Raw genomic sequence first — 15,095 nt, forward strand, 5'->3', positions numbered from 1 at the left:
CTCCTTTATCTTTTCTTATGTTCCTCATGAATAACGCTTTCATACAAGTTTTATTCTATCATGAAGCCATCTACAATTTTAGCAAAAATTTTAGGTTTCTCAAGGTGTACGGTATGTCCAGCATCCTCAACCTGCTGCCAGGATGCATTCGGGAGCTCTTCATACATCTTTTGGTTTATCAATTGGAACTTTCGATCTTCCTGCCCTGTAATCAGCATTACCGGCTGACGTAACGACGGTAACTGCTCCCACCAAGAAGGCTGATGTCCTGTTCCCATTCCAAGCAGCGAATTAGAAAGCCCTTCAGCCGTTTGGTTCAACCGCTCTTGTCTCAGCGCTTTTTTTGCGTCATCGGGCAAGCGCGATTGAGATTGAAAAAGAGGGATATTTTCCCAGTAGGAAACAAATGATTCAAGACCTTCTTTTTGGACCATACCAGCAAGAGCTTGATCCTTTGCCTGCCTCGAAAGCTGCTCTTCTGTCGTAGCAAGACCGGGAGAAGCACTCTCCAAAATGATACGCTCTACATGGAGTGGATAAAGCATAGCGAAGGACAGCGCCGCTCTCCCTCCAAGGGAATAACCTAACAAAGTCACGGACGTTATGTCCATTTTTTCAAGAAGCGCTGCTAAGTCTCTGCAGAATCGTTCCATAGATACTTTGCCTATGGATCCTGTCCGGCCATGACCCGGGAGATCAATTTTGATGATACGATAGTTTCCTGTTAAATGTTCAAGCATGCTATGGAACGTTTTTGTACTTCCGGTAAAGCCGTGCAGTAGCAAAAGCGGTTCTCCCTGTCCCTCTTCTTCTACCCAATAGCCTCTGTTGCCAACCTCGTACATCATTCTGGGTCCTCCCGATTTAAGACAGCCTTTTCAACTCCTGCCCATTTAGATTCGTGAAAATCAACATGGTCGTCCCGACTGGTTATAACTTCAATGACAGTCAGGTGTTCGTTTTGTGAGCTTTTCATAAGCGCGGAACGGTATTCTTCCCAGGTATGAACGCGCTCATGTTCTCCTTCGTACATTTGAACCACTAAAGCAAGGTCAAGGTCCAGTGGTGTACCGAATAACTCTTCGAAGTGTTTAGGGTTTTTGGCTTGTGGCAGGTAAGAAAAAATCCCACCGCCATCATTATTAATGACAACGATTGTTAGAGGTATTCTTTTCTTTTTAGCCATCCATAATCCATTTAAATCATGGAAGAAAGAAATGTCCCCTAATAGTAATGTGGTCTTTTGACCATTAGCTGCTGCCCCTAAAGCTGTACTGACAACTCCATCAATACCATTCGCTCCACGGTTGGCTATCATTTTGATACGCTTTGGTGTAGACATAAAAAAGCTGTCGACATCTCGAATGGGCATACTATTGCCAATGAAAAAAGTCGAGTCATCAGGTAACGCTTCTGCTAAGTACATCACAGCATGTCCTTCATTTAAGGAATCTTCTGGACCTTCCAGCATTTTCGCCTTAGCCAGGTTATTGAACTCCTGCCACTTCTGCAGCCAGGAAGTATCTACATTTCCTTCGGGCATATATTCAGCCAGACTGTTACACAGCTCTACAGGATCTGCCCAAATATAACCGGCTGTCACCCCTGCCGGTTCGCGGTAGCCAATCACATCATCAACGACATAATGGTCTATCCTATTCTCGTATTTCTGAATCCATTTTAAATACGTTTTCGAAACCGGCATCGCTCCAAATCTAAGGATGTATTCAGGAACCATCTCCCTGCCAATTTCCTGAGACTTTAATAGGGAACCATAATTTTCGATAATGTTTCTTTTATCGTGCACCCCGGTTCGAAGTTGGGATAGTGGATCTGCAAATACAGGAACACCTAAACGTGAAGCTAAAGAGGTAACAGCTTCAGCAAGAGATGGATCGACTTGAGGACCCACTACAATTAAACCTTTCTCTTTCTTTGCTAACCGTTCAAATAACTGTTTGGCATCACCATGTGCCAAACGAGGCTGACCTTTAACAGCAAGCGGAATAGGACGTTCATCCCCACGCCATGCTCCTTCTAATTGAAAGTCAGGGATAAGTGGTTCTCTAAATGGAAAGTTCAAGTGAACCGGTCCTTTATGATTATTCAACGCTTCTTCTACTGCCCGAGCTGCGTGTCTTCTAGCGTAAAGGTAATTATCCTCTTCAGGCAGGGCCAGGTCATGATGCCACTTGGCGTAATGTCCAAACATATCAATTTGATTAATAGCCTGAGGGGCTCCTACTTCCCGCAGTTCATGAGGGCGGTCTGCTGTCAGAACAATCAGTGGAATACGACTGTAATAAGCCTCTACGACAGCCGGGTAGTAATTCGCAGCTGCTGTCCCGCTGGTGCAGACAAGAGCAACAGGCGTTCCTTCTTGTTTTGCCATACCTAAAGCAAAAAAAGCAGCTGAGCGTTCATCGAGGTGAACCCAATGTTTCACCTCGGAATGCTCAGCGAAAGTCAAAGCTAAAGGGGTGGATCTTGATCCAGGAGATATGACCACATGTCTGACGCCTGAATAGGCAAGCTGATCCACAAAGTGGGTAACATATTTAGTTAAAGCTTCTGTATGTCCCATTATACCCCTCCTAAAACAGACAGCATCGGCTTTAATTTAACAGCTGTTTCTTCAAACTCCGCTTCTGGATCGGAGTCCTCAACAACGCCACAGCCGGCAAATAAAGATGCTTGATTTTTCTGAATGAGTGCAGATCGTATTGCAACTGCGAACTCACCATTATTGCTCGAGTCAAACCACCCAACCGGTCCTGCGTACCAGCCTCTGTTCAACGTCTCATTCCGACGAATATAATCCACAGATTCTTTCTGCGGCATACCCCCGAGGGCAGGTGTCGGATGTAACCTGGAAATCACGTCAATCAATGTATAGCCTGGATCCAACGTTGCTTTCACAGGCGTATATAAATGCTGGAGATTCTTCAAGGGGTAGAGGACAGGGGTTGCAGGAATCTGCACCCGGCTGCTGCAGGCCTCTACAGCATCACGAATCATTTCTACGACAAATTGATGTTCTTGACGGTTTTTTGGATCATTTAAAAGTTCTTTCCCTAACTTCACATCTTCTTCTTCTGTAACGCCCCGGGGTGTCGTACCAGCAAGACAAGTCGAAACCAGTTCCCGCTCTTCTACTTTAGCAAGACGTTCCGGAGTGGCCCCTATAAAATAGTCACCTTGACTTTCAAAAGCAAAAATATAGCTGTTGGGCTGGGAGTCAGCCAATGCTTTAAGAACGGATGTGATCTGGACGTCATTCTTAAAAGAAAGACGTAATTCACGGGCAAGGACAACTTTTCCAATTAATCCAGCCTTTATGTCTTTTGTCGCCTGTCTTACAGAAGCTTTCCATTCCTCAGGCACCATTTCAAAAGTACTTTCCACCTCTGGAAGTTCTTCCTCATAAGACTTTGAAAGTAAAAGGCCGTCCCTTTGATCTAGAATCTGCTGAACGATCTGCTGCGGGTGATCTTCAGGAAAAATAAGCGCATTAATCGTCAAGTAGGTTTCTCCATCAACTTTTGTCAAAAGGTAGGCAGGAATTGTCATTTGACTATCAGGAAAAGCTTCCCACGGAGTTGTCTCTGTTTGGTTCGGGTCGAAACTAAAGCCTCCCAAAGCAACAATACCTGTTCCTTTTTTGTTGAATTCGTCATGGATCATTGCATTTTCCTGAAGTTCTTCCCACAAAGAGTGCACTTCACGAAAACGATCTGTGCTTTCTGCATATAACTGACTGGCTTTACCGACCCCTACCATAATTAAATCGTTGTCAGCACTCTGCCAGTAGGAGCGGTGAAGATCTATATCTGCTCCATTAAAAAAGAACTGAAAAGGGTCCTGATTATCTATATGTTCGACAATACTAATAAAACGAGGTTCCCCAAGATGATGTGCTCTCTGAAGGGCTTCCCCTATCATTTCTTCAATATGAGGGGCCTTCGTATGAAGCATAAAAATTCCTCCCATTCTTTAAGGGACATTACCTAATCACTCACGCTAACATAATAAAAGTTTGTTGCGTGCATCACCCTCTATTTTATTCGCTTTTTTCTCTTGACTCAAGGAATCTTACCTTACTCCTGCAAATTATTACAATGATTGACACTCCAGGCCTGTTTCCCTAAACTAAAACTGATATCATATTTTAAGATTTGTAACAAGGGAGAGTACACCAATGAGTTCAATACAAAATCAAAAAGTTAAAGCTTCCTTGAATGAACGTGAAGGATTCCAAGTTTGGTGGAGACTGCTTCGTCCTCACACTTTAACCGCTGCCTTCGTTCCCGTTTTTGTTGGAACAATGCTGGCGGCCATTGAGCAGTCGATTAACTTCTGGTTATTTGCCGCCATGCTGCTCGCCTCCATCCTCATTCAAGCGGCCACAAATATGTTTAACGAATATTACGATTACGCTAGAGGATTGGATAATGAAAATTCTGTTGGTATCGGTGGTGCGATTGTACGTGACGGCATCCGTCCAGGCACAGTTTTGACACTAGCGGTCAGCTTTTTTATCGTTTCCGGTTTACTCGGGGTCTATATCTGCGCAGCCTCAAGCTGGTGGATTGCGCTCATAGGACTTATTTCCATGTTGTTTGGCTATCTGTATACCGGAGGACCTTTACCAATTGCCTATACTCCTTTTGGTGAAGTAACTGCTGGATTCTTTATGGGAACCATCATTATCGGCATTAGTTATTATATCCAGACGCTTACAATCACTTCGGAAGTTCTGATTGTTTCCATTCCTGTCGCTATTTTTGTAGGAGCTATTCTTCTTGCAAACAATATTCGTGACAGGGTGGGAGATGCGGAAAACGGAAGGAAAACTTTGGCCATCCTCTTTGGTCACAAAGGTGCCGTCCGCTTCCTGACGATTCTTTATGTTGCAGCCTTTTTGCTGACAGGGATTCTAATTTTCACGAGTGTACTCCCGTTGTGGTCTTTCCTGACATTCTTTAGTTTAAGAAAAGCTTATCAGGCCATTCAGGGATTTGCAGGAAAAAATGAGCCACTCGAGATGATGCCCGCTATGAAAGCAACCGCGCAAACCAATACCATTTACGGTTTTCTGCTGGGCTTATCACTGCTGATACACCTATATTTCCCTATCGGCTGATAGAAAGAAACAGACAGAGCACATTATAAAAGTTCGAAAAAATCTAATTTTCAAAAAAGAAGGATGGTCATCCATCCTTCTTTTGTATAGGTTTGACCATTTTCACAATGGGAATATTACATAAAGGATGGATGAATATGAATCAATCAATGATGAACAACACCTTAATGGAAGCTTTGGGCATGGAAGTTATTGAAGCCAAGGCAGATTCTGTGGTTATACGCATGCCTGTAGATGAAAGGACCCGTCAACCGATGGGCTTCCTGCATGGCGGAGCAAGTGTAGCTTTAGCAGAGAGTGCAGCCAGCATAGGGGCTTTCTTAAACATTGACTCTGAAAAACAGCAGGTGTTTGGAGTCGAAATTAATGCAAATCATATAAAAAGTGTGCGCGATGGTTATGTCATCGGAACGGCAGTCCCTGCTCATATTGGCAGAAACACGATGGTGTGGGAGATAAAAATTCTAAATGAAGCAGATGAACTGCTCTGTCTCTCCAGGTGTACCATCGGAGTCGTTCCTTTGAAGAAATAAGACCATCCTTACTAGAATAAGGAGCTGGTATACAATGTTGACAGAACAAAAGCAAAAGAAGTTAAAAGACCGTCTTTTGGAGATGAAAGCAGAAGCGGAAAAGCAAATGGAAGATTATCAGGATGACCAGGCCAAGGAGGATTATCCAAACGACCGTACCGGCGAAATCTCAAGCGTAGCCGATCACCCGGGGGATCAGGGAACCGATCAGTTTGAAAGAGAAAAGGAACAGACATTTTATGAACAGGCCCGAGAAAAATTGATGGAAGTGGAAGATGCCCTGCAGCGCATGGAGGAAGGTCGTTACGGAGTCAGTGAGAAATCTGGTGATCCTATTCCGGTTGAACGTCTGGAAGCCATGCCAACAGCACGATATAAGGTCGAAGAATTAGAAGAGATGGAAAGAAACTCATAAAATGTATGAAAATATCAACGAACGAAACAAGAGCTCCGGTAACAATACCGGAGCTCTTTGACATTCCCTTTAGTCACGTTCTCTAAGCTGTTCCGAGGGTTCTTCATCAAGATCGGGCTCTTCCTCATCCATGTTATATGGTGTGTCAGGCTCGTTGTCTTTTTTCACATCTCGCTTCATGTCTCTTTCCAGCTCGTTGATATCCTGGTACTCACGATAGTCACGATTTCTCTCTCTCATTAAATCGTTCATCTCCCTATCGTTGTCCTGCTCGTATCTGGCCGGCTCATAATTAATGTCGTCAGGCTGATTGTTATCATCATTCATCGCACAGGCCGTTAAAACCAACGAAAACAAAACCAATGTCAAAATAGCCGGAGTCCCTTTGTTCCTCACACGAAACACCTCTTCACAAATATTTTAATGCACCATTAATATTTGCTGTTTTGTGGGTTTTACTCAGCGAAAAACAGATCGTTTTTATAGAATTTGCTTTGCTATATCTCTATTTTGACTTCACTTTTAAATGATTATAATTGAATAAGGGGTGCTGAGGAAGCCCGTCAGTCCCCGCAAAGAAGTCAATCCTTCCTAACTGCCTCAAACTCAAATCCTATTTCAGAAATTCATACCAATGTTTAACTAAAACAAAAAAGCTGCCAACAAAGCCGGCAGCCTCCTTTTCTTCTATATTTAGATTCTTCTTAAGCCAATCAAGCTGCAGAGGAGGACCGTGTCCGCTTCTGCTCAATCCATGGCTTCATTTTTATGAATAGTAAGGCAAATAAAACACTCACAATAAGTGCTTTCAGAGCATTGAATGGAAGAATACCTGTTAGTACTGTATATCCTTTCACCTGAGCACTCATTTCCCACCCCATAAACCAACTGTACGCTGGCAGGATGATAAGATAATTCAGCACAGCCATTCCGAGAGCCATCGTCAATGAACCGATCACCAATCCGGTTTTGATTGATTTTTCACTTTTAAATTTGTGATAAATGAGCCCGACAGGAAACACAAATAATACCCCGGCCATAAAGTTAGCTAAAATCCCAATTGGATCACCGGCACCTGTATAAATAAGGTATAAACCATTCTTTAAAGCTTCGACAATAATACCTGCCGCAGGAGTTAATAAAATTGCGGCCAAGAGAGCAGGTACATCACTAAAATCGACCTCCAAATAAGGCGGCAGGAGTGGTAAAGGAAAACTCAAAAACATCAGCACCATAGAAATGGCTCCAAACAACGCTAAAAAAATTAGTCTCATCAGTTTTGATGATTGTCCTGTTAAAGGATTCATCATCGATCTCCCCCTTCATCTTTTACATCGATTCACATCCCAGATGAAGGTTGGCGGCATTCTTTGACTAATAAAAAACCCTTAAGCTGTTAGGGCTTAGGGTTGATGGTTAGTCCATAGGAAACTAGAGGCAGCTAAATGAATACTGCCTGTTCCGCTCGACATCTTCTCCCATCCAGACTTTAACTGTCGGTCCCGGATTTTCACCAGGTCCACCACATACAACATATGCGGGTCACGGACTTAAGGTCATACTGCACCTCTTACCGTCGGTCGGGAATTTCACCCTGCCCCGAAGATGGAATCGATATATGATTGTATATTCATTTTATAGAAGAAAATGAAAAACTGCAACAAAAAAATCCCCACTCTACTGAGCAGGGAATCCGGCTTTGCCTGTAGCATCAATAAATAGTCGCAGGGTGGAGGAAACGGTAGATAAATCGACCAAGCCGTCCTCACTTTCCTTCACCTTGTCGAGCTGCAGCATAATGTAATCGTCATAGCCATGCACATACACCTGTCCTGCACATATCTTCCCTTTTAAAGACTCTATCTGTTGATGAAGCGTTTCACGGTCCATGCAGATCACTCCTTAGTTACTGAAGATTATATCTGCTATTCTGTCCATTTATGATTACAAATAAACAAAAGGCCCGGCTTAAGCCGGACCTTTTTCATTATTCATCATCTAATGGATTCATACTTTCCTGTCCCGTCATGTTAGAAATCATAGTTACAAGTAGATCAATTTCTTCTTCGATATCTTGTATACTTGCCGTTTCAACAGGAGAGTGCATATAGCGCAGAGGTAAGGACACGAGACTTACAGGTACACCTTTCCCTGTAAGACGCATTTTGTCAGCATCCGTACCTGTCATACGAGGAGTCAATTCATACTGTACTTTCATATCAAGAGTTTTCGCCGTTCTCTCTAAAAGTTGATTAATCTTTCGATTGATAGGCGCTCCTTTTGCAAGAACAGGGCCGCCTTCCAAGCGGATATCCCCATGCTTATTAGTATTCACGCCCGGATAATCCGTTGCGAACGTTACATCACAGGCAATAGCCATTGTTGGTTCAATCCCTGCTGCAGCAAAGTAGGCACCTCCCATATTCGTTTCCTCGTTCACCGTACTCGCGGCATACACACCTACTTTGAGGTCTTTTTGCGATAATTTCCTCAAAACCTCACCAACAATAAACTGACCTGTACGATTGTCAAGACCACGCCCGGATATGTAACGATCCATCATCATTTCAGGGCTTCTTTTATATACGGCTAAATCACCAATCTGTACAAATTTTTCCATTTCTTCTTTTGATTGAGCACCACAGTCAATGAAAAGTTCCTCAAGGCCAAAATCGCCTTTTAGTCCTCCGTGATGCTGGGCGTTTACACCAATAACCCCGGAAACTTCTTTCCCATACCCGAGAACGGTCACCTTCATTCCAACAGCTGCTTTAGGATTAATTCCACCCATTTTATCAAAGTGAAGATACCCGCGCTCATCGATACGATTAATAACAAGCCCGATTTCATCACAGTGACCGGCAAGCATCACTTTAAATTCCGCTTCCGGGTTCAACACAGCGATTGCATTCCCTGCATGATCGGTCTGAATCTCATCAGCAAAAGGTTCCATTTCTTTCATCCATCTTTTCTGGATGTTCATCTCCATACTGGATGGGGATGGTGTACTTAATAACTCCATTAAAAAATCCACACGTTCTTTTTCCATGTCTCTTCCTCCTTTTTTACTAATCATATCAAAAAATGACATATATTTTGCAAGTGATTGCATAACCTCCCCCCTAAAAGGGAACAAGAAATGGTATGTAGTTTTAGAGGAGGGGTATGAATGAGTTTAGAAGAATGGTACGAAAAAGGAATGACTGCTCAAGAGTATGTGGATCAGATGAGTACCCATCAGAAAGATTTTATTTATATATATGAAAATTTTTCCATACCTGTTGAAGACCATCCGTTATTTGCTGAAATCCAGAGTAAAAAGTGGCGGGCACTTGTCCTGACAGAAGACTGGTGCGGTGATGCCATGCTGAACTTACCAATATTTTTAAGAATTGCTGAAGCCGGACAAATCCCCACACATTTTCTTTTAAGAGATGACAACCTTGAACTAATGGACCAATACTTAACAGGCGGTCAATCAAGGTCTATACCAAAGATCATTTTCATTGATCTAGAAGGCCGTGAACAAGCTACATGGGGGCCGCGGGCACCTCAAGTGCAGGAATTCATCTCTAATTCCTTATCACGGCTGCCGTCAAAAGATGCAGAGGATTATGAGGAGAAACAAAGAGAAATGCTGACATTTATCACTAAAGCTTATCGCGACCATCATGATTTCTGGAAAGAAGTATATACAGATATAAAACAAACCATTAAATAACGTCTATTTTCACACCTGCCTTTTCAAAGGGCAGGTTTTTTTACGTTTGAATCTAGACTAAACATGCCATACTGAAGATAAAAAAGGGGCGTATGGCATGCAATCATTGATCCGCCTTTACTTCCAAATGCCGTTATTTCTAAGGCTTTTAACGACTGTATTCTTTACTATGACTTTATTCGGCATTTTAATTCATATAATCGAACCAAATAACTTCCCTACATTTTTCGACGGTCTATGGTGGGCATTTGTAACCGGAGCTACTGTCGGATATGGAGATTATGTTCCATTAAGCACTTCCGGTAAACTGGTAGCTATTCTCCTTATCCTTTCAGGAGGAGGACTGGTTACTTTTTATATGGCAACACTGTCTGCTTCGACAGTTAAGCATGAAACAGACCTCTCAGAAGGAAAGGTACCTTATAAAGGTTCAGACCACCTTGTATTGATTGGATGGAATGAGCGGACGAGACAGTTAATTGATATGCTCGAGGAGCAGAATCTTCAAGAAAGAATTGTACTTATAGACCGCACAATGAATCAGTTTTATCAGAGGCTGTCCAGTGTACATTTCGTTAATGGATGTGCAACAAACGAAGAAACGCTTGAACAAGCCAAACTAAGCGAAGCGAGAATGGCTATTATTACAGCTGATCCTTCTATGGAAGAAGAGCAGTCCGATCAGACGGTCATCCATCAAATTGTTGCTTTAAAAGGGCATCATCCAGGTCTGTTCATTATTGCTGAAGTTTTAACTGACCGCCAAAAAATAAATGCTCAGCGGGCCGGCGCTAATACGGTTATTCGATCAAACGATTTCATGAGCAGTCTCTTTTACCAGGAACTTTATAGAAATGATCCTGTAAAACCCTTTGAGCTTCTGCTTCAATTATTGACAGAAAGACAATTCCATGAAGAGAAGATTGAAAGTGAGCTTGTCGGCAAGCCTATACTAAGTGCGTATGAACACTTCTTAAAAGACTGCTACCAAATTATTGGGATCCGCAAAGGGGACAACCTATCCTTCAACCTTCATCCAGATATCGTCTTAGAAAAAGGGGATGTACTTGTTGTTTTCTCACCGCTCAGAAAGTAACAGCTGTTCAACTTGCGTCAATAAGTCACGCCCCGCCTGAACATGTTCTTCAGGAAAAGAAGCATCCTTATCGACAGGCTCCTGAAACTGATCAAAGATAGCACGGAAATTCCCTTCTTTTACGTTGTCATCAAGGCCCGGGTTGTATTTATGGGATAAAAGAAAAGGCTCTTTCATTTCAATCATGGCATAGTCTCCCGGAGCATCCAGCGAACCTGATGTTACAACGAAAGGCAGACGTATAAATTGATAACCCACGTGATCATCAATCTTATAGTCAAAGTACCCATGTTCATAATCCCAGTTATCAGCTAATTTAAAGCCAATCGTTTTCAGAGATTTCTCTACTTCATCAAACATAAACGCTTGCCCTGTAATTGGTGAAGATAAGGGTATCACATTCATCACTCCTTTAAGTTTTACTATGCCCAAACAAAAAAAGCACCGATCATCCATTTTTTGGATGATCGGTGCTTTTTCTTATAAGCGTTTTTCTAGTTCTTCTTTTTCTTTCTCAAACCCAGGTTTACCTAATAAAGCAAACATGTTTTTCTTATACGCCTCTACGCCAGGCTGATCAAACGGATTGACACCTAACAGGTAACCGCTGATGGCACATGCTTTTTCAAAGAAGTAGACAAGATATCCAAATGTGTACGCATCACGTTTTGGCAGGTGGAGAATTAGATTTGGTACATCCCCGTCTGTATGAGCAAGCATGGTACCCAGATACGCCTTTTCATTCACTTCATCTACTGTACCACCTGCAAGATAATTAAGACCATCTAAGTTCTGCTCGTCTTCTTCAATGGTAATATCAGAAGTTGGTGTCTCTACATGAAGGACGGTTTCAAAAAGATCTCTACGCCCTTCTTGAACATATTGACCAAGAGAATGTAAATCTGTTGAGAAGTTGGCAGATGCAGGGAAAATACCTTTTTGATCTTTTCCTTCACTTTCCCCAAACAACTGCTTCCACCACTCAGAAAAATACTGCAGGGAAGGCTCATAATTAATTAACATTTCAATTGTTTTGCCTTTGTTATAAAGTACATTTCGCACAGCAGCATACTGATAGGCAGGATTATCTGCAAGTTTATCTGTACTTAATTCCTGCTTGGCTTGCTGTGCTCCGTTCATCATTTCTTCAATATCAATGCCGCTTGCTGCAATAGGAAGTAAGCCGACAGCTGTTAGAACAGAATAACGCCCTCCTACATCATCGGGAACTACAAAGGACTCATACCCCTGTTCCTCAGCTAAAGTCTTCAGAGCGCCCTTCTCTTTGTCAGTAGTAGCATAAATACGTTTACGCGCTTCTTCCTGACCGTATTTATCCTCAAGGAACTTACGGAAGATACGGAAGGCAATCGCCGGTTCCGTTGTTGTTCCACTCTTCGAGATAACATTTACAGATACGTCTTTATTCTTAAGTACATCAAATAGTTCATTTATATAAGGAGCGCTGATGCTGTTTCCAACGAAGAACACTTGTGGAGTGTTACGATCTTCTGATGGAAGTTCATTATAGAAGCTGTGATTCAACATCTCAAGAGCTGCTCTCGCTCCTAAATAAGAACCGCCAATCCCAATGACCAGCAATACATCAGAATCCGATTTAATTTTTTCAGCTGATTTCTTGATACGGGCAAATTCTTCTTTGTCGTAATCCTCAGGTAAATCCAACCATCCTAAGAAGTCATTTCCAGCCCCTGTTTTTTCGTGTAATGATTGATGAGCCAGCGAAACAGCTCCCTGCATATATTCGAGTTCATGTTCACCAAAAAATGGTAACGCTTTTTCATAATCAAAGCGAACGTGTGTCATGTATGATCCTCCATATCGTCATTTTTTTCTTGACCAATTTCACTTTATCGAAACCTCTTAACCAAATCAAGCAAAGTTCCATTTGTAAGCGGATTCAATTGAGAGATAGTCCTTTTGCTTAAAAAATGGAAAAAAGAGGCGCAGCAAATTGCACCTCTTTCTTTTCTTACTTAGACATTTCTAGAATTTTCTCTACATCTTCTTCATGCAGTTTGTTGAAGTTACCAAAAGGTCCGCGCTTCATTGAACGATCTACAATAACATCGAATTTGTCATCACCAATGTTGTAATCAGCTAATGTTTCTGGTGCTTCAATCGATGTCCAGAATTTGCGAAGCTCCTGAATTCCTTCTTCTGCAATCTCCCGCTCGCTTCTGCCTTCTGTTTCAACACCGAACACTTTTGTCGCAAGGCGCGCAAATCGTGCCTCGTTCACATCTAAATTATGCTTCATCCAGTTCGGGAACAGAATAGCAAGCCCGCCGGCATGAGGGATATCGTAAACCGCAGAAACGGCGTGTTCAATATTATGACTTGCCCAATCCCCTCGATAGCCCATTTGCAGCATACCGTTTAGAGCAATTGTACCAGCGTAAAGGATTGTTTCTCTGTGTTCAAGAGATTCAAGGTTTTCCAGTAGTTTTGGAGCTGTATCGATTACCGTTCTCAAAACGCCTTCAATCATTTCATCCTGAACGGGAGACTGTGTCGGGTTATGGAAATACTGCTCAAACATGTGTGTCATCATATCGACAATTCCATAAATGGTTTGATCCTTAGGTACACTCGCAGTGTATGCCGGGTCTAGAATAGAAAAAGCTGGATTAGTAAACGGCGGTGCGCCCCATCCGTACTTTTCATTTGTTTCCCAATTTGTAATAACTGCTCCGGCATTCATCTCAGACCCTGTAGCCGCCAGGGTAAGCACGGTACCGAATGGAAGCGCATCTTGAGGCTGCGCTTCACGTGTGACCAGATCCCAAGGAGCACCGTCATACTTAGCACCTGCGGCAATGGTCTTCGTACAGTCAATGACGCTTCCTCCACCTACTGCGAGAAGAAAGTCAATTTGTTCTGTTTTGCAGATGTCTACCCCTTTTTCAACGGTTGTTAATTTAGGGTTGGGTTCAACACCAGATAGTTCTAATACTTCAACTTCAGCTTTTTTCAGCTGTTCCATTACCTGATCATATACACCATTCTTTTTTATGCTTCCGCCTCCGTACACTAGTAGAACTTTACTTGTGCCAGACGGCAGTTGACTTGGCAATTGATTTATTTGCTCTTTACCGAAAATGAGTTTGGTCGGATTGTAAAATGTAAATGCATCCATGAAAAAATCCCCTTTCAAGTGTGAACGTACGACCATATTATCTCCGAAATTTTTTATTTTCACAAAAGATATGCAACATGTATAAACACAACCATTCTGCTTAAGCTAAAAAAGAGGTTTTTAGGAAAAGGGATAGGAATTAAATTTTTATAGAAATGATACTGATCGTATACACATATTTCCGACATACGGATAATGTTTTTTTAGTCCGGCATACACCGTATTTTTTACTAATTAAAAGGAGGATATGATTATGAGTTGGTTTCAACGTGTTGCCCTTTTACTCGTTATAGTGGGTGCTATTAACTGGGGACTCATTGGTTTTTTCCAATATGATTTAGTGGCTGGATTATTTGGAGGCGGAGAGCAGAGTGCTGCATTAGCCCGCGCTATCTATGCTCTTGTTGGTATAAGTGGACTTATTGCTATCTCCCTTTACTTCTCTCCTGTTGCAGAAACCAGTGATTTATCTCCCGATTCCGCTTCAGAAACAGAATAAAATATAAGAGTGTGTCTTTCCCGCTTATGGGTGAGAATCACAACCTTAATCTAGGAATAATCAAAAAAAGGACCGGTCCATAAGACCAGGTCCTTTTAAACGTTTATTATTTGCGGAATTTTTCACGATCGTCAGACTGTTTGATCCAGTCTTCCAACTTGTCTTTAAGTGTGTTAAATCCTGCTGCAGACTCTTCTTGCTGCTGCTTTGGAGCAGCTTGTTTACGTGGACGGCGAGTTGCTTTAGGCGCCTCTTGTGTCGCACGGATGGAAAGAGAATATTTATTGCTCTTCTCATCAATGTTAAGAATTTTAACTTGTACTTCATCACCTTCAGATAGGTGCTCATTGATGTCTTTAACATAACCATGAGTAACTTCTGAAATGTGTACTAAACCTTGGACTTGCTCGTCTAGCGCAACGAACGCACCATAAGGCTGAATTCCTGTTACTTTACCTTCTAAAACTTGACCTTCTTGAAACTTATCTGACATGCTATACAACTCCTGATTTTATTAGTATTCGCTTC

The 15,095-nt window shown here is 42.2% G+C and carries 17 protein-coding genes and 1 riboswitch; of the genes, 6 read left to right on the forward strand and 11 right to left on the reverse strand.

Annotated elements, in window-relative coordinates; translation table 11 throughout:
• Positions 1-50: 50 nt before the first annotated feature.
• From menH to LC036_RS06760, 3 genes are read right to left on the reverse strand one after another with little or no spacing between them, the layout of a single operon-like run.
• The gene (gene menH / locus LC036_RS06750; protein ID WP_226580109.1) at positions 51-848 is read right to left on the reverse strand and encodes a 2-succinyl-6-hydroxy-2,4-cyclohexadiene-1-carboxylate synthase; all 798 of its coding nucleotides are present in this window, start codon (positions 846-848) and stop codon (positions 51-53) included.
• Positions 845-2,584: a 2-succinyl-5-enolpyruvyl-6-hydroxy-3-cyclohexene-1-carboxylic-acid synthase gene (menD, locus tag LC036_RS06755; protein ID WP_226580112.1), complete on the reverse strand. Its 1,740-nt coding sequence runs from the start codon at positions 2,582-2,584 to the stop codon at positions 845-847. The genes menH and menD overlap by 4 nt, the downstream gene beginning before the upstream one ends.
• Positions 2,584-3,975 carry an isochorismate synthase MenF gene (locus tag LC036_RS06760; protein ID WP_226580116.1) on the reverse strand — a complete coding sequence of 464 codons (1,392 nt, stop codon included), beginning with the start codon at positions 3,973-3,975 and terminating at the stop codon, positions 2,584-2,586. The genes menD and LC036_RS06760 overlap by 1 nt, the downstream gene beginning before the upstream one ends.
• 223 nt (positions 3,976-4,198) lie before the next feature.
• Between LC036_RS06760 and LC036_RS06765 the strand changes: the two genes are divergently transcribed.
• From LC036_RS06765 to LC036_RS06775, 3 genes are all read left to right on the forward strand, one after another.
• Positions 4,199-5,143: a 1,4-dihydroxy-2-naphthoate polyprenyltransferase gene (locus tag LC036_RS06765; protein ID WP_226580119.1), complete on the forward strand. Its 945-nt coding sequence runs from the start codon at positions 4,199-4,201 to the stop codon at positions 5,141-5,143.
• 137 nt (positions 5,144-5,280) lie between these two features.
• Entirely contained in the window at positions 5,281-5,676 is a 396-nt protein-coding gene (locus LC036_RS06770; RefSeq protein WP_226580121.1) for a hotdog fold thioesterase, read from the forward strand.
• 34 nt (positions 5,677-5,710) lie between these two features.
• The gene (locus LC036_RS06775) at positions 5,711-6,091 is read left to right on the forward strand and encodes a hypothetical protein (RefSeq protein ID WP_226580123.1); all 381 of its coding nucleotides are present in this window, start codon (positions 5,711-5,713) and stop codon (positions 6,089-6,091) included.
• A gap of 69 nt (positions 6,092-6,160) precedes the next feature.
• Here the strand turns inward: LC036_RS06775 and LC036_RS06780 are convergent, their stop codons facing one another.
• The 4 genes from LC036_RS06780 to LC036_RS06795 form a co-directional block, all read right to left on the reverse strand.
• Positions 6,161-6,487 (reverse strand): hypothetical protein, encoded by a 327-nt coding sequence (locus LC036_RS06780; protein ID WP_226580125.1) that lies wholly within the window; start codon positions 6,485-6,487, stop codon positions 6,161-6,163.
• Positions 6,488-6,804: 317 nt separating this feature from the next.
• Positions 6,805-7,398: an ECF transporter S component gene (locus LC036_RS06785; RefSeq protein WP_226580127.1), complete on the reverse strand. Its 594-nt coding sequence runs from the start codon at positions 7,396-7,398 to the stop codon at positions 6,805-6,807.
• Between the two features lie 159 nt (positions 7,399-7,557).
• Positions 7,558-7,702, reverse strand: a riboswitch (FMN riboswitch).
• Between the two features lie 66 nt (positions 7,703-7,768).
• A complete protein-coding gene (locus LC036_RS06790; RefSeq protein ID WP_226580129.1) occupies positions 7,769-7,981 on the reverse strand; it encodes a hypothetical protein in 213 nt (70 codons plus the stop codon).
• Positions 7,982-8,078: 97 nt separating this feature from the next.
• A complete protein-coding gene (locus tag LC036_RS06795) occupies positions 8,079-9,140 on the reverse strand; it encodes a M20/M25/M40 family metallo-hydrolase (protein WP_226580131.1) in 1,062 nt (353 codons plus the stop codon).
• A 120-nt stretch (positions 9,141-9,260) separates the two neighbouring features.
• On the opposite strand from LC036_RS06795, the gene LC036_RS06800 reads away from it, so the two are divergent.
• Both LC036_RS06800 and LC036_RS06805 read left to right on the forward strand, forming a co-directional pair.
• On the forward strand, positions 9,261-9,812 hold the full coding sequence (locus tag LC036_RS06800; protein ID WP_226580133.1) for a thioredoxin family protein: 552 nt from the start codon (positions 9,261-9,263) through the stop codon (positions 9,810-9,812).
• A 97-nt stretch (positions 9,813-9,909) separates the two neighbouring features.
• A complete protein-coding gene (locus tag LC036_RS06805) occupies positions 9,910-10,908 on the forward strand; it encodes a potassium channel family protein (protein WP_226580135.1) in 999 nt (332 codons plus the stop codon).
• On the opposite strand, the gene LC036_RS06810 is transcribed toward LC036_RS06805, so the two are convergent.
• The 3 genes from LC036_RS06810 to LC036_RS06820 form a co-directional block, all read right to left on the reverse strand.
• Entirely contained in the window at positions 10,891-11,307 is a 417-nt protein-coding gene (locus LC036_RS06810; protein ID WP_226580137.1) for a YugN-like family protein, read from the reverse strand. The two genes, LC036_RS06805 and LC036_RS06810, sit on opposite strands and share 18 nt — an antisense overlap.
• Positions 11,308-11,388: 81 nt before the next feature.
• On the reverse strand, positions 11,389-12,735 hold the full coding sequence (locus LC036_RS06815) for a glucose-6-phosphate isomerase (RefSeq protein ID WP_226580139.1): 1,347 nt from the start codon (positions 12,733-12,735) through the stop codon (positions 11,389-11,391).
• A gap of 166 nt (positions 12,736-12,901) precedes the next feature.
• Positions 12,902-14,068, reverse strand: a complete 1,167-nt coding sequence (locus LC036_RS06820; RefSeq protein ID WP_226580142.1) for an iron-containing alcohol dehydrogenase — start codon at positions 14,066-14,068, stop codon at positions 12,902-12,904.
• Positions 14,069-14,321: 253 nt separating this feature from the next.
• Between LC036_RS06820 and LC036_RS06825 the strand changes: the two genes are divergently transcribed.
• Positions 14,322-14,567, forward strand: a complete 246-nt coding sequence (locus LC036_RS06825) for a DUF378 domain-containing protein (protein WP_226580146.1) — start codon at positions 14,322-14,324, stop codon at positions 14,565-14,567.
• A 106-nt stretch (positions 14,568-14,673) separates the two neighbouring features.
• On the opposite strand, the gene yugI is transcribed toward LC036_RS06825, so the two are convergent.
• Positions 14,674-15,060: a S1 domain-containing post-transcriptional regulator GSP13 gene (gene yugI, locus LC036_RS06830; RefSeq protein ID WP_226580149.1), complete on the reverse strand. Its 387-nt coding sequence runs from the start codon at positions 15,058-15,060 to the stop codon at positions 14,674-14,676.
• Positions 15,061-15,095: the final 35 nt, after the last annotated feature.

The sequence above is a fragment of the Halobacillus litoralis genome, from assembly GCF_020524025.1.
GTDB classification, from domain to species: domain Bacteria; phylum Bacillota; class Bacilli; order Bacillales; family Halobacillaceae; genus Halobacillus; species Halobacillus litoralis_D.

Excerpts from the sequence above, each read along its gene's own strand:
- LC036_RS06800 (WP_226580133.1), top strand. The coding sequence starts at position 9,261 with ATGAGTTTAGAAGAATGGTACGAAAAAGGAATGACTGCTCAAGAGTAT.
- LC036_RS06825 (WP_226580146.1), top strand. The coding sequence starts at position 14,322 with ATGAGTTGGTTTCAACGTGTTGCCCTTTTACTCGTTATAGTGGGTGCT.
- LC036_RS06790 (WP_226580129.1), bottom strand. The coding sequence starts at position 7,981 with ATGGACCGTGAAACGCTTCATCAACAGATAGAGTCTTTAAAAGGGAAG.
- LC036_RS06775 (WP_226580123.1), top strand. The coding sequence starts at position 5,711 with ATGTTGACAGAACAAAAGCAAAAGAAGTTAAAAGACCGTCTTTTGGAG.
- menD (WP_226580112.1), bottom strand. The coding sequence starts at position 2,584 with ATGGGACATACAGAAGCTTTAACTAAATATGTTACCCACTTTGTGGAT.
- yugI (WP_226580149.1), bottom strand. The coding sequence starts at position 15,060 with ATGTCAGATAAGTTTCAAGAAGGTCAAGTTTTAGAAGGTAAAGTAACA.
- LC036_RS06795 (WP_226580131.1), bottom strand. The coding sequence starts at position 9,140 with ATGGAAAAAGAACGTGTGGATTTTTTAATGGAGTTATTAAGTACACCA.
- LC036_RS06805 (WP_226580135.1), top strand. The coding sequence starts at position 9,910 with ATGCAATCATTGATCCGCCTTTACTTCCAAATGCCGTTATTTCTAAGG.
- LC036_RS06820 (WP_226580142.1), bottom strand. The coding sequence starts at position 14,068 with ATGGATGCATTTACATTTTACAATCCGACCAAACTCATTTTCGGTAAA.
- LC036_RS06770 (WP_226580121.1), top strand. The coding sequence starts at position 5,281 with ATGAATCAATCAATGATGAACAACACCTTAATGGAAGCTTTGGGCATG.
- LC036_RS06815 (WP_226580139.1), bottom strand. The coding sequence starts at position 12,735 with ATGACACACGTTCGCTTTGATTATGAAAAAGCGTTACCATTTTTTGGT.
- LC036_RS06765 (WP_226580119.1), top strand. The coding sequence starts at position 4,199 with ATGAGTTCAATACAAAATCAAAAAGTTAAAGCTTCCTTGAATGAACGT.
- LC036_RS06785 (WP_226580127.1), bottom strand. The coding sequence starts at position 7,398 with ATGAATCCTTTAACAGGACAATCATCAAAACTGATGAGACTAATTTTT.
- menH (WP_226580109.1), bottom strand. The coding sequence starts at position 848 with ATGATGTACGAGGTTGGCAACAGAGGCTATTGGGTAGAAGAAGAGGGA.
- LC036_RS06760 (WP_226580116.1), bottom strand. The coding sequence starts at position 3,975 with ATGCTTCATACGAAGGCCCCTCATATTGAAGAAATGATAGGGGAAGCC.